Origin of the sequence: Pandoraea sp. PE-S2T-3 (assembly GCF_002179965.1) — a bacterium.
GTDB lineage: Bacteria > Pseudomonadota > Gammaproteobacteria > Burkholderiales > Burkholderiaceae > Pandoraea.
Window position 1 is genome coordinate 65,656 of record NZ_NGUQ01000006.1, and the last position, 23,406, is coordinate 89,061.

Annotated in this window: 19 protein-coding genes; 12 read left to right on the plus strand and 7 right to left on the minus strand. The window is 63.6% G+C overall.

Going from position 1 to position 23,406, the window contains the following annotated elements:
- The first annotated feature begins 58 nt into the window (after positions 1-58).
- The gene (gene dbpA, locus CDV46_RS01860) at positions 59-1,474 is read left to right on the plus strand and encodes an ATP-dependent RNA helicase DbpA (protein ID WP_058377856.1); all 1,416 of its coding nucleotides are present in this window, start codon (positions 59-61) and stop codon (positions 1,472-1,474) included.
- A 37-nt stretch (positions 1,475-1,511) separates the two neighbouring features.
- Entirely contained in the window at positions 1,512-2,117 is a 606-nt protein-coding gene (locus CDV46_RS01865) for a hypothetical protein (protein WP_087721654.1), read from the plus strand.
- 59 nt (positions 2,118-2,176) lie between these two features.
- Here CDV46_RS01865 and CDV46_RS01870 read toward each other — a convergent pair whose 3' ends face one another.
- The gene (locus tag CDV46_RS01870; RefSeq protein ID WP_087721655.1) at positions 2,177-3,136 is read right to left on the minus strand and encodes a LysR family transcriptional regulator; all 960 of its coding nucleotides are present in this window, start codon (positions 3,134-3,136) and stop codon (positions 2,177-2,179) included.
- 214 nt (positions 3,137-3,350) lie between these two features.
- On the opposite strand from CDV46_RS01870, the gene CDV46_RS01875 reads away from it, so the two are divergent.
- From CDV46_RS01875 to CDV46_RS01900, 6 genes are all read left to right on the plus strand, one after another.
- The gene (locus tag CDV46_RS01875; protein WP_140413271.1) at positions 3,351-4,607 is read left to right on the plus strand and encodes a D-amino acid dehydrogenase; all 1,257 of its coding nucleotides are present in this window, start codon (positions 3,351-3,353) and stop codon (positions 4,605-4,607) included.
- Positions 4,608-4,776: 169 nt separating this feature from the next.
- Entirely contained in the window at positions 4,777-5,679 is a 903-nt protein-coding gene (locus CDV46_RS01880) for a transporter substrate-binding domain-containing protein (RefSeq protein ID WP_058377852.1), read from the plus strand.
- A 131-nt stretch (positions 5,680-5,810) separates the two neighbouring features.
- Complete coding sequence (locus CDV46_RS01885) at positions 5,811-6,557, plus strand: aspartate/glutamate racemase family protein (RefSeq protein ID WP_087686712.1); 747 nt, start codon at positions 5,811-5,813, stop codon at positions 6,555-6,557.
- A gap of 560 nt (positions 6,558-7,117) precedes the next feature.
- Positions 7,118-8,890 carry a putative bifunctional diguanylate cyclase/phosphodiesterase gene (locus CDV46_RS01890; protein ID WP_170935842.1) on the plus strand — a complete coding sequence of 591 codons (1,773 nt, stop codon included), beginning with the start codon at positions 7,118-7,120 and terminating at the stop codon, positions 8,888-8,890.
- Between the two features lie 17 nt (positions 8,891-8,907).
- Positions 8,908-10,407: an HDOD domain-containing protein gene (locus CDV46_RS01895; RefSeq protein ID WP_087686710.1), complete on the plus strand. Its 1,500-nt coding sequence runs from the start codon at positions 8,908-8,910 to the stop codon at positions 10,405-10,407.
- Between the two features lie 394 nt (positions 10,408-10,801).
- Entirely contained in the window at positions 10,802-12,175 is a 1,374-nt protein-coding gene (locus CDV46_RS01900; protein ID WP_058377848.1) for a nucleobase:cation symporter-2 family protein, read from the plus strand.
- Between the two features lie 63 nt (positions 12,176-12,238).
- Here CDV46_RS01900 and CDV46_RS01905 read toward each other — a convergent pair whose 3' ends face one another.
- From CDV46_RS01905 to CDV46_RS01920, 5 genes are all read right to left on the minus strand, one after another.
- On the minus strand, positions 12,239-12,550 hold the full coding sequence (locus tag CDV46_RS01905) for a HigA family addiction module antitoxin (protein ID WP_087686709.1): 312 nt from the start codon (positions 12,548-12,550) through the stop codon (positions 12,239-12,241).
- A 69-nt stretch (positions 12,551-12,619) separates the two neighbouring features.
- Complete coding sequence (locus tag CDV46_RS01910; RefSeq protein WP_087721657.1) at positions 12,620-15,946, minus strand: error-prone DNA polymerase; 3,327 nt, start codon at positions 15,944-15,946, stop codon at positions 12,620-12,622.
- Between the two features lie 51 nt (positions 15,947-15,997).
- Positions 15,998-17,557, minus strand: a complete 1,560-nt coding sequence (locus CDV46_RS01915; protein ID WP_176398984.1) for a Y-family DNA polymerase — start codon at positions 17,555-17,557, stop codon at positions 15,998-16,000.
- Positions 17,487-18,416 (minus strand): damage-inducible protein, encoded by a 930-nt coding sequence (locus CDV46_RS27020; RefSeq protein ID WP_176398985.1) that lies wholly within the window; start codon positions 18,414-18,416, stop codon positions 17,487-17,489. Before CDV46_RS27020 ends, CDV46_RS01915 begins: the two co-directional genes overlap by 71 nt.
- Before the next feature lie 220 nt (positions 18,417-18,636).
- Entirely contained in the window at positions 18,637-19,023 is a 387-nt protein-coding gene (locus CDV46_RS01920; RefSeq protein WP_087721659.1) for a hypothetical protein, read from the minus strand.
- Between the two features lie 135 nt (positions 19,024-19,158).
- On the opposite strand from CDV46_RS01920, the gene CDV46_RS01925 reads away from it, so the two are divergent.
- Complete coding sequence (locus CDV46_RS01925) at positions 19,159-20,469, plus strand: Nramp family divalent metal transporter (RefSeq protein WP_087687208.1); 1,311 nt, start codon at positions 19,159-19,161, stop codon at positions 20,467-20,469.
- 131 nt (positions 20,470-20,600) lie between these two features.
- Here CDV46_RS01925 and CDV46_RS01930 read toward each other — a convergent pair whose 3' ends face one another.
- Positions 20,601-21,077, minus strand: coding sequence for a nuclear transport factor 2 family protein (locus tag CDV46_RS01930; RefSeq protein ID WP_087686705.1), 477 nt, complete (start codon positions 21,075-21,077; stop codon positions 20,601-20,603).
- A 292-nt stretch (positions 21,078-21,369) separates the two neighbouring features.
- Between CDV46_RS01930 and CDV46_RS01935 the strand changes: the two genes are divergently transcribed.
- The 3 genes from CDV46_RS01935 (at position 21,370) to CDV46_RS01945 (ending at position 23,197) form a co-directional block, all read left to right on the plus strand.
- Complete coding sequence (locus CDV46_RS01935) at positions 21,370-22,011, plus strand: CsgG/HfaB family protein (RefSeq protein ID WP_087687206.1); 642 nt, start codon at positions 21,370-21,372, stop codon at positions 22,009-22,011.
- 128 nt (positions 22,012-22,139) lie between these two features.
- The gene (locus CDV46_RS01940) at positions 22,140-22,538 is read left to right on the plus strand and encodes a DUF4810 domain-containing protein (RefSeq protein ID WP_087687203.1); all 399 of its coding nucleotides are present in this window, start codon (positions 22,140-22,142) and stop codon (positions 22,536-22,538) included.
- Positions 22,535-23,197, plus strand: a complete 663-nt coding sequence (locus CDV46_RS01945) for a DUF799 domain-containing protein (RefSeq protein ID WP_087721660.1) — start codon at positions 22,535-22,537, stop codon at positions 23,195-23,197. Before CDV46_RS01940 ends, CDV46_RS01945 begins: the two co-directional genes overlap by 4 nt.
- Positions 23,198-23,406: the final 209 nt, after the last annotated feature.

Consider the following 23,406-nt stretch of genomic DNA (forward strand, 5'->3'; position numbering starts at 1 on the left):
CAGTATGGCGGCGCCGGCACCCCGCCGGTTTGACGGAGATAAGCCGGTATAATTGCGCATGACTTCAAAAGCCCCCGATTCACGCGCCGACGGCGCCCCCTTCTCGAGCCTGCCGCTCTCGCCTGCCATGCAGGAGAACCTCGCACGGCTCGGTTACGTCTCGATGACGCCCATTCAGGGCGCCGCCCTGCCCGACATGCTCGCCGGGCACGATCTCATTGCACAAGCCAAGACCGGCAGCGGCAAGACCGCCGCCTTCGCGCTCGGACTGCTCCAGCGCGTGGATGTGCGCGACTTCAACGTGCAGGCCGCCGTGCTGTGCCCGACGCGCGAGCTCGCCGAGCAGGTGGCGCAGGAAGTGCGCCGCATCGCCCGCGCCGAAGACAACGTCAAGGTGCTTACGCTATGCGGGGGCGCCCCGCTGCGCCCGCAGGCCGAGAGTCTCGCGCACGGCGCCCACATCGTGGTGGGCACGCCGGGCCGCATCATGGATCACCTTGAGCGCGAAACGCTCTCGCTGGCCAACGTGAAGACGCTGGTGCTCGACGAAGCCGACCGCATGCTCGACATGGGGTTCTTCGACGACATCGCCACCGTCGCCCGCCAGACACCGGCCTCGCGCCAGACGCTGCTCTTCTCGGCGACCTATCCGGAAGGCATCGGCAAGCTTGCCCAGCGCCTGCTGCGCTCGCCGCGCGAGATTCGTCTTGAAGAAAAGCACGACGCCAGCAAGATTCGCCAGCGCTTTTACGAAGTGCGCGAAGAAGAGCGTCTTCACGCCGTGGGGTTGTTGCTTGATCACTTCCGTCCGGTCAGCACGATTGCGTTCTGCAACACACGCGCCCAGTGCCGCGACCTGACCGACGTGCTGCTTGCCGAAGGCTTCCACGCACTGACGCTGCATGGCGATCTGGAACAACGCGAGCGCGATCAGGTACTGATTCAGTTTGCGAACCGCAGTTGCTCGGTGCTTGTCGCGACCGACGTGGCCGCACGCGGGCTCGACATCACCCAGCTCGAAGCCGTGATCAACGTGGACGTGACGCCCGACCCCGAGGTGTACGTGCACCGTGTTGGCCGTACCGGCCGCGCGGACGAAGACGGCTGGGCGTTCAGCCTGGTGAGCATGAACGAGATGGGCCGGGTGGGTGCGATCGAAGCGTCGCAAGGCCGCGAAGTGCCGTGGCACAAGCTCGACGAGCTGACACCGTCGGGCGCCGGGCATTTGCTGCCGCCGATGGTCACCCTTCAGATGTATGGCGGCAAGAAAGACAAGATCCGTCCGGGCGACGTGCTCGGCGCGCTGACCGGCGAGGCTGGTTTTGCGGCCAGCCAGATCGGCAAGATCAACGTGCTCGAAAACTTCACGTATATTGCTGTGGAACGCGATATCGCCCCCGTGGCGCTGCGCAAGCTCAACGACGGTCGCGTCAAGAACCGTAAGGTCAAAGTGCGGTACATGCAGCAGGACTAAGCTACCTACCCACGCCGCGCGCGGCAAGGAGGCTGCAATGAGGTCGTCGCAAACGTTACGCGCCCTGTTGTCCCCCTTTGCTGCGCAGTGCGCGGCGCTTGTCACTGCGGCGCTACTCGCCGCGTGCAGTTCCAAGGGCGTCCCGCCCAATCCCCAACTGACCGAAGACACCCTCGACGAATACGCCATCGTGATCGTCGGGCTCGACACGCCGTTGCAAAGCACCTGGGGGCCGTGGAACTACTCGGACTTCTCGCAGACCGTCAATGGCATCGTCGGCGGCAAAGTCACGCGCACCCTCAACACCAACCCGCCGACGCGCGGGTTTGTCGCCATGCGGGTCTCGCCGCTAATGCGCAACGAGCGCTTCGGTCCGATGGAATTCGTCCCCGCCGACAACAGCTACCGCTTCCGCTATTGCAAGGGCCGCAAGGTGCCGACGGTACAAGTGCGCCGGGGCGATGTCATTTACGCAGGCACCCTCGTGCTCGACAGCCATGATGGGCAGATATGGTTACGCACCGAGTTCGATATGGCCGGTGCACGCCGCTTTGTCGCAGCGAACTATCCGTCGCTGGCAGGCAAGCTGCAAGGGCAGCCGTTCTCTTATTTCGAAGTGAAGAGCGAGCCGGGGTGCCGGTGACGCTGCGCTAACGCCGCAGTGACGCCGTGGTGACGCCGTGGTGATTCGGCGGGGCTGCCTCAGCCCTCGTCCGCTTCCTCACCGGGCGCGAGGACGATTTCGCGCCCCTCACACAGCGCTTCGGCGCGCGCACTGAGCCCTTCCGCGACATCCGCCAGATGACGGCGCAACGTATCGGCAAGCACCGATTCCGGCTCGTGCGCCGGGCGCAGCATTTCCACGGGAAATTCGATGGCCGGTGCCACGCGGTACAGGCATTGCGTCTGCACATGCGCACTCGCCGCCGTGAACTGGTCGAGCAACGCATAGCCCAGCCCGTGCTCCACCAGCGCCGCCGCGAGCGAGTATGTCTGGACCATCACTTCGGCATCCTGCAAAAGCGCCGTCTGTTCCAGACGCTCGTTGATCAGTGCGCCCAGCGGCGTGTCATCGTGCAGCTTGATCAGATCGCGGCCGATCAGCGCTTCGGCACTGGCTTGCCCGCGACGGGCCAGCTTCGGCCACGCGGCCGGCACGGCCAGCACGATGTGTCCCTGCGCAATCGGACGGCTCACGATACCAGCGGCCATCGGCGGTGCCGAGACGATACCCACGTCGACCGACGACGTCAGGATCGCCGTGATCATCTCCGTCGTGTGGTGCGTGATGAGTTCGAAGACAACGTCGGGATGCGCCCGCCGCATGCGCTCGATGGCAGCGGGCAGCAGACTTTGCGCGAGGCTGGGGGTAGCGGCGATGCGCAGATGTCCGACGCCGTGCTGGCGCAGGTTGCGCGACGTGGTGCGCAAGCGCTCCAGATCGCTGAAGATGCGCTCCACGTCGGGATAGAGCCTGCGCGCTTCCGCCGTGGGCACGAGGCGGCCCTTCACGCGATCGAACAGCTTGAAACCGAGTTGCTGTTCGGCGTGTTGCAGCACGCGCGAGACCACCGGTTGCGAGACGTTGAGGAGTTGCGCCGCGCCGCTGGCCGAGCCTGTCAGAACCACTGCGCGAAACGTCTCGATATGCCGCAATTTCATGCCTGCTGCCGCCTCTGTGGTGAGCCGCGCGTCGCGCCGACCCTATAGCTAAAAGACATATGCTGCCTCAAAACCGCATAGGTTGGCGATTTTTATCGTTCTACACTGCGTAACAAAGGCCGTGGAGAAAGCGCCTGCGGCGGGGTCCCCGTCCTGCTGCCGCGAATATTTTCCGCCTTGCAATTCACTGTGTTTTTAGTTGTTATTCATCGTCATGCATATTGGAGTCATCGGGGCGGGCATCGTCGGCCTCGCCAGCGCGTATCAGTTGCTGCGCGCCGGCCACGAGGTCACGGTCATCGACAGCGGGCGCGGTCCGGGTCTGGGCACGAGCTTCGCCAACGGCGGCCAGCTGAGCTACGGCTACGTGTCGCCGCTGGCGGCACCGGGTGTGCTCTCGCAACTGCCGTCGCTGCTGTTCTCGCGCACCGGGCCGTTGCGAATCAAACCTTCGTTCGATCCGGACTTCTGGCGCTGGTCGCTCGAGTTCGTCAAGCATTGCAACACGCAGGCCAATGCCAGTTCGACGTTGCGTCTGCTCTCACTCGGGCTGCATAGCCGCGAAGTGATGCTGGAATTTCTCGCACAGGAATCGGTGTCGTTCGACTATCGGCTGAGCGGCAAACTCGTGGTGTACCGCGACGCCGCAAAGCTCGCCGCCGCGGAGCGTTCACTCGAACTGGCGAACGGCCTCGGTTACGCACAACGCCGCGTCGACGCCGCCACCTGCGCCACGCTGGAACCCGCCTTGGGCAAGATTGCCGGCGAACTGGCCGGCGGGATTCACACCCCCGGCGAAGGCACCGGCGATTGTCAGTTGCTGTGCAAGGAACTGGCGCGACTCATCGGCGCCCATGCACGCGGCACGTTGCGCTTCGAGCATGACGTCACCGGCTTTGACGTGCGGGGCGACACCGTGCGCGCCGTGCGCACCCGCTCGGGAGACATCGCCGTCGACGCCGTGGTGGTCGCCAACGGTCTGGCCGCCATGCCGCTGTTGCGCACCGTAGGCGAATCGGTTTCGCTGTATCCGCTCAAGGGGTACAGCCTGACGTATCGCGACGCCCCCGTCGATGCACGCCCGCAGGTGTCTGTGACGGATGCCGACAACAAGGTCGTGTATGCGAGTCTGGGCGAGCATCTGCGCGTGGCGGGCATCGCCGATCTGGTCGGTTACGACTTTCGGATTGCCGAACATCGCATCGACGCCTTGCGCTCGCTGTCGGGCGACTTGTTCCCGGCATTGCGCGGTGCACATGCGCCGCTGGCGTGGACGGGGATGCGTCCTGCCACGCCGCATGGGCGGCCGATTCTGGGGCGTGCGGGGCGGCTGAGAAACCTGTGGCTGAACGTGGGCCACGGCGGTTTGGGTTTCACGTTGTCGATGGGCGCGGCGCGCGTCATCGCCAATGCGATCGATGGCGAGCGTCCGGCCGTCGATCTGGCAGGGTTTGCCCGTCTGGCCGCGTAATGCGCGGTGCCGGAACATGACAGGCCTGCCAGGCCGGTCGTATGCCGGCAAGCATTTGTTCACTCCCACGGGGACCGTTGGGAAGGCGTGTCTGGTTGTATCAGTAATTTTGGTTTGATATTCCAACGGTGCGGACCACCGCACCATTTGTTCCTATAGGACTGAGACCATGAAGAAGCTGTTTGCCCCTCTGCTGCTCGTCAGCGCTGCCGCCAGCCTGTTCGCGCACACTGCCAGCGCGCAGGAAGTGACCGGAACGCTCAAGAAGATCAAGGACACCGGCGTGATCGCACTCGGGGTGCGCGAATCGTCGATTCCGTTCTCGTACACGGACAACGCGGGCAAGACGATCGGTTACTCGCAGGAAATCGCGTTGAAGATTGTCGACGCGGTCAAGAAAGACCTGAACCTGCCGAACATCAAGATCACCGAAACGCCGATCACCTCGCAGAACCGTATCGCGCTGATGCAAAACGGCACGATCGATCTGGAGTGCGGCTCGACCACGCACACGTTCGAGCGTGCGAAGCAAGTCGGCTTCTCGCACAACATCTTCTTGTACTCGATCAAGATGATTGCGAAGACGGGCTCGGGCATCACCGACCTGAACAGCCTGAAGGGCAAGACGATTTCGACGACGGCCGGCACCACGGCTGACCGCATTCTGTCGGGCAAGAAGGGCGAGATCGGTTTCAACCTGATCCAGACCAAGGAGCACTCGGACGGCTTCCTGACGGTCAAGCAAGGCCGTGCTGTCGCCTTCGTGATGGACGAGCCGCTGCTGTACGGTCAGCGCGCCGCCCTGCCGGCGGACGAAGCCAAGGGTTACGAGATCGTCGGCCCGAACCTCCAGTTCGAAAACTATGCGTGCATGCTGCGCAAGGACGATCCGGCCTTCACCAAGGTGGTGAACACGGTCATCGCCGACATGGAAAAGTCGGGCGAAATGGAGAAGCTGTACAACAAGTGGTTCACGCAGCCGGTGCCGCCGAAGAACCAGAACATGAACTACCCGATGACGGTAGAAATGCGCGCCATGTTCAAGGATCCGGTCACGAAGGCGTACGACTGATCGGTTGAAGCCGTAGTCAAGCCCGTAGTCAAGCCATAAAGCAGTCAGTCGGCAGTCCGGGGGAGGGAGAAAGCAGCCGCCTCCGGACAATCGAAGCATCATTTTCATCAGTCAGTTGAATTGCCACCATCATGAACACGCACGCTACGCTTGGCATTCTGGGCGGCATGGGGCCAGCCGCGGGAATCGACTTGTGCCGCAAGATCGTCGATCAGCACCCGGCGGACCGGGATCAGGATCACATCCCGTTCATTCTGTATTCCGTGCCCCAGATTCCGGACCGTACCGAGGCGTTGTTGCGCGATGGCGCGTCGCCGCTGGATGGCATGCTCGATGGGGTTCACGCGCTGGAACAATCGGGCGCGGGCTGCATCGCCATTGCCTGCAACACCGCGCATGCGTGGCTGGAGGCGTTGCGCACCCGGACCCATCTGCCGGTGCTGGACGTAGTGGATGCCGTGGCAGGCGAACTGTCGCGTTGCGTCGCCCCGGGGTCCCCCATCGCATTGATGGCGACCGAGGGGACGCACCATGCCAACGTCTATCGTCCGCGGCTTGAAGCGCTGGGTTACCACTTTGTCTCGGCGGCCGAACCGCTTGCCCAGCAGGCGCTGGTCAACGAGGGGATCCGGCTGACCAAGGCGGGCGATATCCGCCGAGGCGGCGAGGCGCTCGCGATGGCGATGGAGCCCTTGCTGGCGGCCGGCGCTCAGCGTGTCATTCTGGGGTGCACGGAGATTCCGGTCGCGTTGGCCATGTGCGAAACCCCGCTGGCGCGTTTCGGTCTCGATGCCTCTGCCGCGTTGGCACGCGCCTGCATCGCGTGGTCGCTGGCCCACGAGGGTCACGACAGCCACGCAAGTCCGACGCATCAATAATCTCTCAGGACTTCGGCCGCGCTGCCGCCGGAGTCCCGCTTCATCCCCCCTCCCCCTTCTCGCCTCACCTGCCTCCATTCCCACGTTGTGAGTAGGCCCATAGGCATTCATGAGAATGGATGCGCACCGATGGGTATTCCTACGAATTGATTCCTACCTATTCGATTTGCGATGTTGCATCGCAATGACAAAAATCCATCATTCGAATCCACGCAAACGCCTCGCGCTTGGGTAGACTGGCGCTCGCACGATAACGCTTGGCAGTCCCGCCCGGCGTCGTGGAAAGACGCCGTTCGCGAGGCAGTTATGGGCCAGACGGCAGGTGTGGCGCAGGAAAAATATCCCGTCCTCTTGTCAGAAAAAAGCCCACAAGGGAAAACCTGTGGAAAGCGGCATGAAACGGGGGTTGCAGCCACCAAAATCGCTGGCGTCTTTGGCTATAATGGCCCACAATCCATCGGACACCTGCCGGACCCAGTCCGGCCATGAGCGCGTTTGCCTGAACGGGGAAGCAGATGAGCGGCGTCGCGCTCGACGTGAAGCATGCACAGACAACAACAATGAGTTCAGATCGACTCCCAGCCGGTGTGCCCTTGGTCGAACCGTCGACCCTGGCACCGGCACTCGCCGAGGTTAGCGCCCCGGCACCGGCCCCGGCGTTATCCCGGGCGCTGGTCGAGCTGACCGGCGGACTCTCGGCACATGTCGCGGCCGACGGCCGCTTCCTTTTCATTGCCGATGCCTCCCTTCGCCTGCTCGAGTACTCGCGTGAGTACATCGACCACGCGACGCTCATGGAGCTGACCGGCATCGAAGATGTCCCGTTGTTGCAGGATGCCTTTTCCGCCGCCCAGACCCTCGGTCCCCAGCAGTGCACCGTACGACTGCTGCGCGGTCTGACCGATCGCATCTGGATGCGGCTTCGCATCGCTCAGTACACCCCTCGTATCGCCGGCGCGCCTGCCACCTTCCTGATTCAAGGGGAAGACGTCACCGCGTTCAAGGAAAACGAAGCGCGCCTGTCCGATCTGGCCGTGCGCGATGCGGTGACCGGGCTCGGCAATCGCCAATATATTCAGCAGTGCATCACCGAGGCAATTCAGCATGCCCGTGAAGGCGGCCCGAACTTTGCCGTCGCCCTGCTCGATCTCGATGGTTTCAAGAAGGTCAACGATTCGCTCGGCCACGACGTGGGCGACCAATTGTTGCGCGACGCCGGCCAACGCTTGATCGCCCAGATTCGCGAAACCGACATGGCCGCGCGCATGGGCGGCGACGAGTTCGTACTCGTGCTGCCCGGTTGCGACAACGAACAAGCGCTGGGCGGCATCATGAAGCGCCTGCTCTCCGCGGTTCAGCAACCGTTTCAGGTCGGCGATCAACTGCTGCACCTGACCACGAGCATCGGCGTCTCGTTCTTCCCGCAACACGGCGATTCCGCCGGCCTGCTGATCAAGCACGCCGACGCCGCCATGTATTGCGCCAAAGATCGCGGCCGCAACGGTCTGTTCGTCTATACGGACGATCTGGGCGACCTGCACCGTAAGGCTTTCTCGTTGGAATCGGCCATGTTCGAGGCCATTCACAACGGCGAATTCAGTTTGCACTATCAGCCGATCTGCGACCCGATCACGCTCAACGTGAAGGGTGTGGAAGCGCTGATGCGCTGGCATCCGGCGCTCGGTCCGGTCTCGCCCGCAGAGTTCATTCCGCTGGCCGAAGCCAACGGTCTGATCAACCTGCTCGGCGGCTGGGCACTGCGCGCCGCCTGCATGCAGCTCGCTCGCTGGGGCAGCACCCGGCTCGACGGGCTGTACATGTCGGTCAACGTCTCGGCGCAGCAGTTCCACCATCCGTCGTTCCCGAGTCTGGTCTGGCAAGCGATTGCCGATTCGGGCGTGGAAGGTCATCGGCTGGTACTCGAAATTACCGAAAGCGTGCTGATGCGCGACCCGGAGCAGGCCAACCTCGTCTTGCGCGAATTGCAGACGCTGGGCGTGCGCTTCGCCGTGGACGACTTTGGCGCCGGCTATTCGAGCCTCGGCTATCTGAAGCGATTCCCGCTCTCGGCGCTCAAGATCGACCGCAGCTTCGTGAAAGACATGCCGACGTCACCGAACGACCGTACGATTGTGACGGCCGTTCTGGGGCTGGCACGCGAATTGGGTCTGTCGGCGGTCGCCGAAGGGGTGGAGACCGAAGAACAACGGCAGATGCTGATCGATCGCGGCTGCCATTCCATCCAGGGCTGGCTGGTGTCGAAAGCCCTGCCTGCGGGAGAACTCGAGGTGGCCTTCGCGAGCGGACGCCTCAACGTGGATGCCGGATACTGACCGGACACCCCGCCAACATGAGCCTGACGAAAGAAAAAACGCTCGAATTGCTGTGGCAGCGCATGGCTGAGCGCGGCGACTTCCCGTCGCTGCAACGCTCGGTCACGGGCATCGTGTCTGCCATGCAAAGCGAAAACACCAGCACTGCCGACCTGGCGTCGTCGGTGCTGTCGGACTTTGCCCTCACCCAGAAAGTGATCCGGCTGGCCAATTCGGCCATGTACGCCCCGTTCGGCTGCAACGTGACGACCGTCTCGCGCGCCATCATGATTCTGGGCGTCGATACCATCGGTCACCTGGCGCTGAGCCTGAAGCTGCTGGAAGGCTTCGGCGAAGTCGCCTCGCGCCGTGACGATATGGCGCGTGAGCTTGCTCGCGCCACCCTCGCCGGGGCCTTCGCACGCGACATTACCGCCAAGAACGGCATTCGCGACGGTGAAGAAGCCGTGGTCTGCACGCTGCTGCATCATGTGGCACGCCTGCTCGTGACTTACTGCTTCCCCAACGAATGGGTCGAGATTCAACGTATTTCCGCTGAAGAAGGCATCAGCGACAGCGATGCCTGTGAGCGCGTGCTCAGCATCACGTTCCCCGAGCTGGCCGAAGCGGCTGCACGCAAGTGGGGCCTGCCCGAGTCGATTGCGACCAGCATGCGCCCCATCGATCTCGAAGGCGACGCGCCGCTCTCGCACGCCGATTGGCTGTGCGCGGTGGCGAACATGTCGAACGAGATGGTGACCGAACTCACGCGCGGTGCCGATCCGGCGCGTCTGGCCGAGCTGGCCGAGCGTTACGCCGACCGGCTCGCGCTCGACATCAGCGAAGTGGTCTCCGTGGGCGAAGAGATGGCCCGCGACACGAGCCATCAGGAATTCATCGCGATCAGCACCCGCGCCTCGAACAAGAATCCGCCGCCGGCCGGCAAGCCGCTCGACTCGGCACGGCGTCTGGCCGACGGGCTTTCCGAAGTGCGTGCCGCGACCGGTGAGACCGACGCCGTCGGGCTGCTCAACCTGACGTTGGAAGCGATTCTGCAATCGCTTGGCTTCGTCAATTGCGCCGCGTTCGTGCGCGTGCCGACCAGCAAGGTCTTCGAGATGCGTTTCGGCATCGGGCGCGACGTGCAGCCGCTGCTGGGCCTCACGTTCCCCGAGGCGTTCGAGCCGGACGTGTTCCATCTGGCGCTCACCAACGGCCGCGCCATCCTGATCGACAATGCCCGCGAGCCGCGCATCGTGCCGCGTATCCCGATCTGGCATCGTCAGCATTTCGCGCATGTGAAGTCGTTCTTCCTGCTGCCGGTGCGTCAACGTAACCAGACCGTGGCACTGCTCTACGGCGATTGGGGCGGCGCCCTTTGCGCGGGCGGCATCGGCGCGAAGGAAATGGAGTTTCTCCACCACATGGGCGAAGAGATTTCCAGCAAGCTCGAGAGCGCAGCACAGCACGGAGGTGCCGCGCCTGTCACCGCCAGCGACTCGCTTCGCAAGCCGACCGGTACCACCGGCACGCGCTGATCTCACAGGCTTGCGGCCATACGCCGGGAGCAATCTTTAGTATTCGAGATTCGATATATGCCGAAGCCACGCCGTGGCTTCGGCATTTGCTCGCTGGACGATTCGGGCACCTCCGTGTTGCGGCCTGCGCCATCCCCACCCTCTGCGGCACTCACGCCAACCCCATACGCGACAAGGCTTTTCAGCCGATCTGGTGCAGTGCTCGGCAACGGCATACCATGTCGCCAATACCGCAGTTTTTCTCCATCGTAAAACGCATTGCACGGCTCGCCTGACGCGCGCTGCCGCACCGGCTTGTTTTTGACTGCACTCGCTGTCCGTCAATAAAAAATTTACGCTCGGTTCGCCATGTAACACAACGATGTCCCACCGTAACGTCGGATCAGGAGAAGACATGACGCAAACTGCCGCAGCTGCACCGGTGCATCCGGTCGACGAGCGCCTGCCGCTCCCCAAGCTGTTCACGCTGGGCTTGCAACACGTGCTGGTGATGTATGCGGGAGCGGTGGCAGTACCGCTGATCATCGGCGGCGCGCTCAAGATGTCGGTCGACCAGATTGCCTTTCTGATCAATGCCGATCTGTTTGCCTGCGGTATCGCCACGTTGATCCAGACGCTCGGCCTGTGGATCTTCGGCCTGCGCCTGCCGATCATGATGGGCGTGACCTTCACGGCCGTGACCCCGATGATCGCCATCGGCACCAACCCCGACCTCGGCTTGCTCGATATTTACGGCGCGACGATTGCGGCGGGCATCATCGGTATTCTCATTGCGCCATTCATCGGGAAGTTGCTGAGGCTATTCCCGCCGGTGGTGACCGGCACGGTCATTACCGTGATCGGCATTTCGCTCATGGGTGTGGGGATCAACTGGGCGGCGGGCGGTTTCGGCAACCCCGACTACGGCAATCCGCTCTATCTGGGCGTGTCGTTTGCCGTATTGCTGTGCATTCTGTTCATCACCAAATACGTACGGGGTTTCTTCTCGAACATTGCCGTGCTGCTCGGCATTCTGTTCGGCACCCTGATCGCGGTGGCGCTGGGCAAAGTGTCGTTCACGGGCGTGAGCGAAGCGGCGTGGTTCGGCTTCGTCATGCCGTTCCACTTCGGCGTGCCGCGCTTCGACCCGATTGCCATTGCCACCATGACGCTGGTGATGCTTGTGACGTTCATCGAATCGACCGGCATGTTTCTCGCCGTGGGCGACATCGTGGGGCGCCCGGTCGATCAGAAGACGCTGGTGCGCGGCCTGCGGGTCGATGGGCTGGGGACGCTGATCGGTGGCGTCTTCAACACGTTTCCGTACACCTCGTTCTCCCAGAACGTGGGGTTGGTTGGCGTGACGGGCGTGAAGAGCCGCTGGGTGTGTGCGATGGGCGGGTTGATCCTGATCGCGCTCGGACTGTTCCCGAAGGTGGCGCACGTGGTCGCATCGGTGCCGCAGTTCGTGCTGGGTGGCGCGGGGATCGTGATGTTCGGGATGGTGACGGCCACGGGCGTAAAGATTCTCTCGACCGTCGATCTTTCGAAGAACCGTTACAACCTGTACATCATCGCGATCAGCATCGGCGTGGGCATGATTCCGGTGGCATCGGACAAGTTCTTCATGAAGCTGCCGCATGCGTTGGCGCCGTTCTTCCACAGCGGCATTCTGCTGGCGTCGATCAGCGCGGTGCTGCTCAACTTCCATTTCAACGGGCTGCGTAGCGAAGAAGAAGCCAGCGCGCTCGCCCAGGAAGCCGGCCGGCAGGCGGACGCGGCGCATTGATGGCTGTGGCGGAAGCAGCGGAATGAATAAGGGGGCATGCGTGCCCCCTTGTTGATTTCTGGCTCAGGCGGCCGCCAGAAGATGCTTGGCGTTGCGCTTGATCTCGCGTAGCTCGTCGGCGATTTCCGCTCTGGCAATTTCAGCGTCATAGTGATTTTGCAGATTCAGCCAGCTCTGCGCATCGACGCCGAAGAACGCGCCGAGTCGCAGTGCAGTATCGACAGAAATCGACCGCTTGCCGAGCACAATCTCATTGATACGGCGAGGGGGCACGCTGATCGCCTTCGCGAGCGCGTACTGCGAGAGGCCCATCGGGCCGAGCCAATCCTGCATGAGGATCTCGCCCGGTGTCGCCAAAGGTATTTGTCGGGTCATGCTGGGTCTCCGGGAAACATTGCGGAATCGATCGCGATACCGCGAAAGCTCCATCCTATCGAAAACCCCTCAATGAAAATTCCGACTTGAGATGGTCAGCTCGCCCAGCATCGACGAGAGATCGATCAGGCGGTGGGCGACCAGATGCATCACGCGCTCCTCGCGTTGCCATACCCCTTCCACGCCCAGTAACGACGACGCCAGCAATTCCTTGCGTTGCGTCTCGACCAGATCGGGCCACACGATCACGTTGATGATGCCCGTCTCGTCTTCCAGCGATACGAATACCGTACCGTTGGCCGTGCCCGGCCGTTGCCGTCCCGTCACGATCCCCGCCGTTCTTACCCGCCGCCCATGCACCGCATCCGCCTGCAATTCCTTCGCGGTACGTACGCGCATCTTCTCGAGCTTCTCGCGCAACAACATCAGCGGATGCCGGCGCAACGTCAGCCCTGTGCTCGCGTAGTCCGCCACGATGTCCTGCCCTTCCAGCATCGGTGGCAACACCACCCGCTCGCCGGCACTCCCCGGCACGGCGTCGCGCAAGGCCGTCGCCCCCAGCAATGGCGTCGGGGGCTGCCACGCTGCCACCGCCCAACGCGCCTGACGCCGGCTGCCCAGCAGCCCCGATAACGCATCGGCCGCCGCCAACGCATCGAGATCGTGCCGCGATAACGCCGCGCGCGCCGTCAGATCGTCGATGTCGGTAAACGGCCGTTGCCGGCGCGCCCGCTCAATCGCCGTCGCACCCTCGCCAGACAATCCCTTTACCAGCGACAACCCCAACCGCACCGCCGGACGCCGCGCGTTGCCATAGCGCCCGATGCGCGCCTCGGGCAGCGAGTCGACATCGCTCACGCACACATCGACCGGACGAACTTCCACCCGATGCCGCCGCGCATCCTGCACCAGTTGCGACGCCGAATAAAACCCCATCGGCAAACTGTTGAGCAAGCCGCACAAAAACATCTCCGGTGCATGGCATTTCAGCCACGCACTCGCATACGCCAGCAACGCAAAACTCGCGGCGTGACTCTCCGGAAAACCATACTCACCGAAGCCCTCGATCTGCCGGCAGATGGCCTCGGCAAAATCACGCGGATAGCCGTTCTTCAACATGCCGTCGATGATCCGCGTCTGGAATTTCTCAAGCCCGCCCTTGCGCCGCCACGCCGCCATCGACCGTCGCAACTGATCGGCATCGCCGGCCGTGAAATCGGCCGCAATCATCGCGACCTGCATCACCTGTTCCTGAAAAATCGGCACACCCAACGTGCGCTCCAGCGCCGCCTTGATCTCCTCGCGCGGATACTCCACCTTCTCCTTGCCTTGCTTTCGCCGCAGATACGGATGCACCATGCCGCCCTGAATCGGCCCCGGCCGCACGATCGCGACTTCGATCACAAGGTCGTAATACTTATCCGGCTTCAGACGCGGCAGCATGCTCATCTGCGCACGCGATTCGATCTGGAACACGCCGATGGTGTCGGCGCGGCGAATCATGCCGTACGTCGCCGGATCTTCTTTCGGAATATCGGCCAGCGTCATCGGCACGCCGCGCCACGCACCCAGCAGATCGAGCGTGCGGCGCAACGCACTGAGCATGCCAAGCGCCAGCACGTCGACCTTGAGCAGCTTGAGTGTGTCGATGTCATCCTTGTCCCATTGAATGACGTAGCGCTTCTCCATTGCCGCCGGGGCAATCGGCACCAGCCGCGAGAGCTTGTCGCGCGAGATCACGAAGCCGCCCACGTGCTGCGACAAGTGACGCGGAAAGCCGATCAGCCGCGCGACCAGATCCGCCCATAACCGCGTGGTCGGCGCATCGGGCGAGAGCCCCTGCGCCGCCATCCGCGCGAGCAGATTCTCGCGGCCATCCCACCACTGCTGGCTCTGCGCGACCTGCTCGACGATCGACAGATCAATACCCAGTGCCCGGCCCGTATCGCGCACCGCACTGCGCATGCGGTAGCTGATCACGGTGGCCGCCAGCGCGGCACGGTCCACGCCATATTTGTTGTAGATGTACTGGATGACCTCTTCGCGCCGCTGATGCTCGAAATCCACGTCGATATCGGGTGGCTCGTTACGCTCTTTCGACAGAAACCGCCCGAACAACAACTTCACCTGATCGGGATCGACTTCGGTGATGCCAAGGCAATAGCACACCGCCGAGTTGGCCGCCGAGCCGCGCCCCTGACACAGGATGTTCACGCTGCGCGCGAAGCTCACGATGTCGTAGACCGTCAGGAAATAAGGCTCGTATTCGAGCTCGCCAATGAGCTTGAGCTCGTCTTCGATGATCTTGCGAACCTTCTGCGGAATGCCCCCCGGGTAGCGGCGCTTCAATCCGGCTTCGACCTCCTGACGCAGATAGGTCGGCGGCGTGTGGCCGGCCGGCACCAGTTCTTCCGGATACTCGTAGCGAAGACTGCGCAGATCGAAATGGCAACGCGAAGCAATGACAATCGTCTCGGCAAGCGCCTCGGCTGGATACAGCCATGCAAGCCGCAAACGCGCTCGCAGGTGCTGCTCCGCGTTGGCCGTGAGCGCCAGCCCGCACGTCTGCACCGGCTGACCCAGCCCGATGGCGGTCAGCGTGTCCTGCAAAGGCTTACGTGAGCGCACATGCATCAACACGTGGCCGGTGGCGACGAGTGGCACGCCGCACTCGGTCGAGATAGCGCGCAGTTTCGCCAGATGGGCTTCGTCGTCGGCCCGATGACGGCGCTCAAGCGCAAGCCACACGCGCCCCTCGCCGAAGGCCGCCGCTGCCCAGCGGGTTTGCGCAAGGATCTGCGCTGCGCTCGCGTCGGCATCGGGCACGAGAATCAACAAACAACCGGGCAGACCGCGCAGATGCGCCTGCGCTTCGTCCGGCGCACTGAAGTCGCGCGCATGCAGCCGATAGCCACGCTTCGGGCCACGCATGCGCCCGAGCGTAATCATCTCGGAGAGATTGCCGTAGCCCTCGCGATGCTGGGCGAGTGCCACCAGATGCACGGTGCCCAGTGCGCTAAGGTCTGACGAGGGGATGTCCGATGCCTCTGGTGTCAGCCGGAATTCGCTGCCGACGATGAGCGATACCGACGGATGCTGCACGACCTCGGCCAATGCCCGCACCACGCCCGCGAGCGAGCATTCATCGGTGATCGCCAGTGCGGTGTAGCCCAGATGCGCCGCGCGTGCGACCAGTTCCTCCGGATGCGATGCCCCGCGCTGAAACGAGAAGTTCGACAGGCAGTGCAGTTCGGCATACGCGGGCAAGCTGCCGTCGTCGGCCGCACGCGGGTCGACCGGCGCCGTGGGTTTGGCAACCGCATCGTCAGCACTGTCATCGTTGGCGGCGAGGCCTTCGGTTGGCCCCTGCCAAGGCAAGAAATCGTCGATATCCATGAAAACACCCTTCCGGCTCGCTCAGGCTCGTTCAGGCTCGTTCCGGCTCGTTCAGCCGAACAGACCGTGCAGATACCACGCGGCATCCGCCCCGTGGACGGGGCGCTCGCGAAACAACCACAGCAAGGCCCCGGTGGTATCGGCCGCGATGAAGTAGTCGCGCGTGACCGTGCCCGGCTCCCACCACCCCGCCTCGATGCGCTCGGGGCCACTGACCAACTGCAACGGCCCTTGCCGCCACGGACGCTCGTCGCGCACCATGAGACGCTGCGGCGCATCGAGCAACCACGCTGGGCGAGGCGGCAATGGCGCACGCGCCGCGCGTGCCGCCGCTTCTCCATGGGCGATGCCTAGCGGGATCTCGCCGCGCGAACCCGCTGTCGCCGCCCCGCCCGCACCATAAGCCACGCTCGCAAACGCCGCTTCAGGCCGATGGTCGCCACGCACTTGCAGCCGCCGCACATGCTCGTCGCCCAGACGCGCCGCCATGCGCTCGATCAGTTGCACGAAATCCTGCCGGGCGCGTCCCGGCTCGGGCAACAAGCTGCCGCTTAGCGGCACGTGTGCTGCGGTTTGTGTGACATCCAGCCGCAACGTAAGCACCGGCGCGACCAGCGGCGAACGTGCCAATCGCTCCTTACACAGCGAAAGCAGGTGCGCCGGCGCCGCACTCGCCTCGGCCAGCCGAATGTCGAAACGCGTCGGCTCAAGCGTGTGACGCCCGAGCGGCTCATGCTCAAGCACGAGCGTGAGGGCACGCGTCGCCAGTTGCCCGGCCGTCAGCCAGCCAGTGAGTTGTGCGAGCAAGCGGCGCAAGCCAAACAGCAGGACTTCCACGTCGTGCGTAAGCGAGGGCAGCGGCAGCACCGCCTCGAAGTGCGGCGGTGCGCGATACCAGTCCGGGGCTTCGGGGGTTTCGCCATAAGCCCGTGCGAGCGACGCCGGTAACGCCGCGCCGCAGCGGCGTCGCATGCCGCTAGCGGGCAGTGCACGCAATTCGCCCAGCGTTGCACAACCGATCTGCGCCAGCCAGTCGAGCCATGGCTGCGCCTCGGGCAGCAACGCCACGGACAACGGATCGAGTTGCTGCGGCAGCGCTGCCAGCGGCGGTGGCAAACACGGGGGGAGCGTCCCGGTGAGTACTGGGGCCTCCCCCCTGTCGCCGGCACGTGCCAACAGTGCGGCTGCGCTGGCCGTCGCCGCGACACCCAGCGACGCGCGATGCCCGAGAGCATCCGCACTGTCGAGCACCTGTGCCGCCAGCGACGCCAGACCGCCGAACAGGCGCAGGCTCGGCGCGACGTCGATCAGCACGCACTGGTGCGACGCGATCGCGACATCAGGACCGAAACGCAACAACGCCAGCGCCAAGGCTTCGAGCGCGATGGTCTCGGCGGCTTCGTCGCGCTCGTGAAATCGGGCGTGTGGCAACAGCGCGAGCACGCCGCCACGACGCATGCCGGGTTGTACGCCCGCCGCCTGCGCCGCCTCGCTCGCCTGCCAGACGCGCGACTGCGTGAGCACGACCGTCGTGTCGACGTCAGCCCGCGTTGGCGGGGAGGCGATCTCGAGCGCGAGAAATGGCAGGTGCAGGGCGATCCAGCAAGCCATGCGAAACTCCGGAAGCAGAGGCAGAAGGCACCGCAGAAGGTGCCGATGAAGGCGCTGGCCGTGGGGCCAACGGTACGGCGGCATCGTCCCCGGCCACCGGCTGTGTCGGGTGTTCCGCACGCACATACGGCGCAGGCAGTGTCAGCCAGATCGGCTCAGTACGCGGTGGTCCCCGGCGTTTGTGGAATTGCACGCCGAGGCGGCTGTCCTCGCCCACGCTCAGCCCAAGCCTTAGCGGCGCGGCAGACGCGGTGGCCGCTGCCGTCGGCGGACGCATGACCCACGCGAGTGCGTCCCCCCCGCCCGCAGCCACCTGAAGCCGCCGGATTTGCTCGGGCGTCGCTGCCGGCAGCCATGCCAGTACGGCCCCGCAGCACGCGCTCTTGAGTGCCTGCTCGGCACACCAGAGCATGTCGCGATCTTCTGCGCGAACACTGCGCGCGCGTGTCGTCGTTCCTGCTGCCGTTCGTATTGCCGTTCGTGTGGTCGTCCGTGTGGACGTTCGCGTTGCCGGTGTTGATCGGGGCGCATTGCGCTCCGGGCGCGTCACCACGCTCAGCCAGCGCAGATCGATGCCCCACCCCGCCAGCGCCGGGGCATACGGCAACATCGGCGGTGCGATGACCATCACTGGCTGGCCCGCTTGCGTGAGATCGCGCAGGGCCGGCGCCAGCAGCCGCCACTCACCGATGCCCGGACGTTCGCTCAACAACTCGGTCACCGCACCATGCGGCCAGCCGGCCCCGGGCAGCTCCGCGTCGAGCGCGGCAAAGCCTGTCGGTTGGCCGGCTCGGTGGTATTGCGCCAGTTCACTGGCACGCCACAGCCCGGCGGGCAAAGAGGAGAGCGGCAGGGTCATGACACACCAAAATACTGTATGGATATACAGTATAGCAGGTAGAACGCTATTGGCGTGTCTGTGTGGGTGTTGAAGAGGTGTCGATGAGTGCCGATAAAAACGACAAAGCCCCGATGCGGCGGGGCTTTATCGTCTGTTGGTAACTTCAGCCGGCAATTTCAGCCAGTCGAGCGATGCGCACGCCAGTCAATCAAAGCATGCGACCGGGCGCAGGCCAGGGCTAGAAGGCAGACTTCAGCCAGAGGATGGTGTTCGGCGTAAGAAGCAGAACAATCGCGAAGAACCCACTCGGCTCGCGCAACCAGCTCACGAGCGGAATCTCTTCCCCGTAATACCGATCTCCCTTGAGACGAGCCCAGCCACCGCCGAATAGCTTGCCGAGCACACCGAGCGTATTGATGAACAGCGCGCCGGCAAAGAGCGTCGCCCACAAGAAGAACAAGCCAAAGGGCAGCACCGCATGCATTTCCGATCTTCGGCCGGTGAACATTTGAATGGCTTCGGCAATCAGCCATCCGACGAAGAGTGCCAACACATAAATCCCAAGCGCACGCTTGCGCTTCGACCCTGTTTCATTCACCGCAACCGATCCCGTAACCTTGCTCATTGTGTTCCCCCGTTATTCGAGCACTGAGCATTCTCTGGCAAACGTCAGCGCCATTCAAGCGAAATACTGAGGGTCGCCACAACACCGGCGTACCGGTATGCTCGTCGTCAATCGCGCGCTCTCACCCTCCCCCTCATGCCATTGCCGACCACTGCCACTGCGCCGTTCTGTCCCGCCGAAGTCAAAGGCAGCATCGTGATCGACGCCAGCGAATCGCGCTGGCGCAAACTCAAACGGTTTGCCGGCCCGGGCCTGCTCGTCGCCATCGGCTATATGGACCCCGGCAACTGGGCCACCGATATTCAGGCAGGCTCGCAATTCGGCTATTCGCTGCTCTGGGTCGTCGCGCTCTCGAGCATCGCCGCCATCTTTCTCCAGATGCTCGCGGCCCGGCTCGGCCTCGTCGCCGGCCGCGATCTCGCTCAGGCCAGTTATGAACGCTACGGCCGCGCCGGACGCATCGTGCAATGGGTCACGGCGGAAGTCTCGATCATCGCCTGCGATATCGCCGAAGTCCTCGGCTGCGCCCTCGCCTTCAAACTGCTGCTCGGTGTGCCGATTGCGTGGGGTATCGTGCTCACCGCATTCGACACGATGATCGTGCTCGGCTTGCAAGGCAAAGGCTTCCGGCAGATCGAAGCCATCGTGCTCGGGCTCATCGCCACCATGGCGTTCTGTTTCGTCGCGCAAGTGGCGATGGTGCCGCCCGACTGGCACGCCGTGGCCGCCGGACTCGTGCCCGGCGCCCCCAGCCACGACCGGCGCGATGCCATCGTGCTGGCCCTCGGTATCGTGGGCGCCACGATCATGCCGCACAACCTCTACCTGCACTCGTCGATCGTGCAGACACGACGCGTGGTCGGCGGCAAACGTGGCGACTTCCGCGACACGCTCGCGCTCGTGCGCATCGATACGTGGGTGTCGCTCGTGATCGCCATGTTCGTGAACGCCGCCATCCTCATCCTCGCGGGCTCGGTCTTCCACGCCAGCGGCCAGACGAGCGTCACCGATATCGAACAGGCTTATCAGCTCATTACGCCCATTGCGGGCAGCGCGGCAGCCTTCCTCTTCGGCATTGCCCTGCTCGCCTCGGGCCAAAGCTCCACGCTCACCGGGACAATCGCCGGCCAAGTCATCATGGACGGCTTTCTGCACATGAAGATCCCCTGCTATCAGCGACGTCTGATCACGCGCGGACTCGCACTCATTCCCGCGTTGATCGGTGTGCTGTGGCTGGGTGATGGGTCCGTCGGCAAATTGCTCGTGTGGAGTCAGGTGCTGCTCAGTCTGCAATTGCCGTTTGCGATGTGGCCGCTCATCCGCTCGGTCAGCGACCCGCGCGTGATGCAGGGCAATACGATCGGGCGGCCCACGCAAGTCGTTGCGTGGGCGCTGTTCATCGTGATTACCGCGACGAACCTGCTGCTGATCGTCGGGTTGGATTGAGAGAACGACGTGGCGCAGGCGTGCAAACACTTAGTTGCGTACCTATGCCGATAAACGCATCGCCATTTCTGGGTAGATGCCTAAACCGCGCCCAACTTGAACAGGCTAAAACGCCTAAGCAGGCCTGACACCTATAAGCCGAGATCGCTCAACCCGGGGTGATCGTCGGGACGGCGGCCGAGCGGCCAGTGGTACAGCCGCTCGTGCTCGGCGATGCGGGTGTCGTTGATGCTCGCGTGGCGCTCGGCCATCAACCCCTGCGCGTCGAACGCCCAGTTCTCGTTGCCGTAGGAGCGAAACCAATTACCGGAATCGTCCCGCCACTCATAGGCGAAGCGCACGGCAATCCGGTTTTCGGTAAACGCCCACAACTCCTTGATAAGCCGGTAGTCCAGCTCGCGCTGCCACTTGCGCGTCAGGAACTCGACGATCTGGTCGCGGCCTCGCGGAAACTCCGCACGGTTGCGCCAACGGCTGTCGGCGGTATACGCCAACGCGACGCGCGCCGGGTCGCGCGAATTCCAGCCATCTTCGGCCATTCGCACTTTCTGCATGGCCGTCTCGCGGGTGAACGGCGGAAACGGAGGACGGGCTTCACTGTCTGCCATGGCAACGCTCCTTTCGAAAATAGGAACACGGGTGGTGCGAGTGTATCGCCAAGAGAACAGCGATGCTCGTCACCCCCAGCACCCCAAATCTGCGTGCTAAGATCAGCACCCCTTACCAATGCCGTTTTATAAAAAAGCAGAAGTCGGTAAGGCAGCCAGCGAACCAGGAAATCAGCGCCCGCCGCGACTGTGCCGTTGCACACCGCCTGCCGGGCGCCAGGACATCTACAGGGGTATCACCGTGCAAAACAAGAAGTTCAGCATCGCGCTGCCGGGCATCGCCGCGGCCGCCATGCTCGCCATCGGCGTACTCGGCGGTTGCGCCACCGAAAGCTCGCGCTCCGTTGAAGTTGCCAAGGTCGAAAGCGCCAGCCGTCCGTTCGTCGGCGTGCGTACGCCGATCGCCGTGGGCAAGTTCGACAACCGCTCCGCCTACATGCGTGGTGTCTTTTCCGATAACGTCGATCGCCTCGGCAGTCAGGCCAAGACGATTCTGATCACGCATCTGCAACAGACCAACCGCTTCAACGTGCTCGACCGCGACAACATGGCCGAGATCCGTCAGGAAGCCGACATCAAGAAGACGCAGCAGAAGCTCAAGGGCGCCGACTACGTGATCACCGGCGACGTCGTGGAGTTCGGCCGCAAGGAAGTGGGCGACAAGCAGCTCTTCGGCATTCTCGGCCGTGGCCGCGAACAGATTGCGTACGCCAAGGTGAACCTGAACGTGGTGGATATCGCCACCTCGGAAGTCGTCTACTCGAGCGGCGGTGCGGGCGAATACGCGCTGTCCAATCGCGAAGTGATCGGCTTCGGCGGTACGGCAGGCTACGACTCGACGCTCAACGGCAAGGTCCTCGACCTCGCCATGCGCGAAGCCGTGAACAACCTGGTGACCGGCATCGAAAGCGGCGCCTGGAAGCCCGGCAAGTAAGCCAGCCCCAATTCCATTTGCAGCATGTCACCGGCGTTGTCACTGACGACGCCGGCTTCGCACGCCACGTGCAAGCCGGCGCGTCTTGTGACACCGCACGCAGACACGTTCATCAGGACTCCATCACCATGCAACGCAAGTTCTCATTCGGGCGCGCCGCCATGGCCGCCGCCCTCGGTGGCGCCGTACTCACCGGCTGTGCCACCGCGCCGAAGCCCCTGTACGACTGGGAAGGCTACCAGCCGCAGGTCTACGAATACTTCAAGGGCGAATCGAAGGAAGCGCAGATCATCGCGCTGGAGCGTGACCTCGAGAAGATCAAGGCCGCCAACAACGCCGTGCCGCCGGGCTATCACGCACACCTTGGCCTGCTCTACGCCTCGGTCGGCAAGTCCGACAAGATGGTCGAGGAATTCCAGACCGAAAAGCAATTGTTCCCTGAGTCGGCCGGCTACATCGACTTCCTGCTCAAGGACAAGACGCCCAAGACTTCCCAAACGACCAAGACCCCCGAGGTGAAGCAATGATCGCCCGTGTTCTCAAATGGATGACGGTGGCCGCGCTGGCTGCCCTCATGACCGGTTGCGCAGTGAATCAGACCAAGTACGATTACACCGCGTTCAAGCAGAGCAAGCCGAAGTCGATCGTGGTGCTGCCGCCGCTGAACGAGTCGCCCGACATCGACGCCACCTACAGCGTGCTCTCGCAAGTGACGCTGCCGCTGGCCGAAGCCGGTTACTACGTGCTGCCGGTGACGCTCGTCGACGAATCGTTTCGCCAGAACGGCCTGACGGTCGCCGGCGACATTCATCAGGTGAGCCCCGCCAAGCTGCATGAAATCTTTGGGGCCGACGCGGCGCTCTACATCAAGATTTCGCAGTACGGCACCAAGTACATGGTGCTCGACAGTGCGACGGTGGTCACGGCATCGGCAGAACTCGTCGATCTGCGCACGGGCGCCAAGTTGTGGAGCGGCACCGCGTCGGCATCCAACAACGAAGGCGGCAACAGCAGCGGCGGCGGGTTGATCGGCATGCTGGTCACGGCAGCCCTCAAGCAAGTCATCAACAGCGTGACCAATGCCGGCTATTCTGTCGCCGGTACGGCCAACGCACGGCTGCTTTCGGCGGGTCGTCCGAATGGCATGCTCTACGGCCCTCGCTCGCCGAAATACGGCACGGACTAAGCACGTCTCGCGCTCGTATGTTTTGCCCCGGGGTGGTGCGTACTGCGCCGTCCCCGGGTTGCGCCGGATTGGGCTCACGCCTGCCGGCGCCTATAGTGATAACGCATTACACGCAACACACGCATTACCCGGACCGATAGCCACACCGCGCGCCCAAGCGCGGGAATGCATCGCAAGACGCCATACGCCGTATGCCATACACCGCCGTC

Coding starts and splice junctions, on each gene's coding strand:
- CDV46_RS01935 (WP_087687206.1), top strand. CDS start 21,370: ATGCTCGCCATCGGCGTACTCGGCGGTTGCGCCACCGAAAGCTCGCGC.
- CDV46_RS27020 (WP_176398985.1), bottom strand. CDS start 18,416: ATGACCCTGCCGCTCTCCTCTTTGCCCGCCGGGCTGTGGCGTGCCAGT.
- CDV46_RS01915 (WP_176398984.1), bottom strand. CDS start 17,557: ATGGCTTGCTGGATCGCCCTGCACCTGCCATTTCTCGCGCTCGAGATC.
- CDV46_RS01890 (WP_170935842.1), top strand. CDS start 7,118: ATGAGTTCAGATCGACTCCCAGCCGGTGTGCCCTTGGTCGAACCGTCG.
- CDV46_RS01910 (WP_087721657.1), bottom strand. CDS start 15,946: ATGGATATCGACGATTTCTTGCCTTGGCAGGGGCCAACCGAAGGCCTC.
- CDV46_RS01865 (WP_087721654.1), top strand. CDS start 1,512: ATGAGGTCGTCGCAAACGTTACGCGCCCTGTTGTCCCCCTTTGCTGCG.
- CDV46_RS01875 (WP_140413271.1), top strand. CDS start 3,351: ATGCATATTGGAGTCATCGGGGCGGGCATCGTCGGCCTCGCCAGCGCG.
- CDV46_RS01905 (WP_087686709.1), bottom strand. CDS start 12,550: ATGACCCGACAAATACCTTTGGCGACACCGGGCGAGATCCTCATGCAG.
- CDV46_RS01895 (WP_087686710.1), top strand. CDS start 8,908: ATGAGCCTGACGAAAGAAAAAACGCTCGAATTGCTGTGGCAGCGCATG.
- CDV46_RS01870 (WP_087721655.1), bottom strand. CDS start 3,136: ATGAAATTGCGGCATATCGAGACGTTTCGCGCAGTGGTTCTGACAGGC.
- CDV46_RS01880 (WP_058377852.1), top strand. CDS start 4,777: ATGAAGAAGCTGTTTGCCCCTCTGCTGCTCGTCAGCGCTGCCGCCAGC.
- dbpA (WP_058377856.1), top strand. CDS start 59: ATGACTTCAAAAGCCCCCGATTCACGCGCCGACGGCGCCCCCTTCTCG.
- CDV46_RS01925 (WP_087687208.1), top strand. CDS start 19,159: ATGCCATTGCCGACCACTGCCACTGCGCCGTTCTGTCCCGCCGAAGTC.
- CDV46_RS01945 (WP_087721660.1), top strand. CDS start 22,535: ATGATCGCCCGTGTTCTCAAATGGATGACGGTGGCCGCGCTGGCTGCC.
- CDV46_RS01885 (WP_087686712.1), top strand. CDS start 5,811: ATGAACACGCACGCTACGCTTGGCATTCTGGGCGGCATGGGGCCAGCC.
- CDV46_RS01900 (WP_058377848.1), top strand. CDS start 10,802: ATGACGCAAACTGCCGCAGCTGCACCGGTGCATCCGGTCGACGAGCGC.
- CDV46_RS01920 (WP_087721659.1), bottom strand. CDS start 19,023: ATGAGCAAGGTTACGGGATCGGTTGCGGTGAATGAAACAGGGTCGAAG.
- CDV46_RS01930 (WP_087686705.1), bottom strand. CDS start 21,077: ATGGCAGACAGTGAAGCCCGTCCTCCGTTTCCGCCGTTCACCCGCGAG.
- CDV46_RS01940 (WP_087687203.1), top strand. CDS start 22,140: ATGCAACGCAAGTTCTCATTCGGGCGCGCCGCCATGGCCGCCGCCCTC.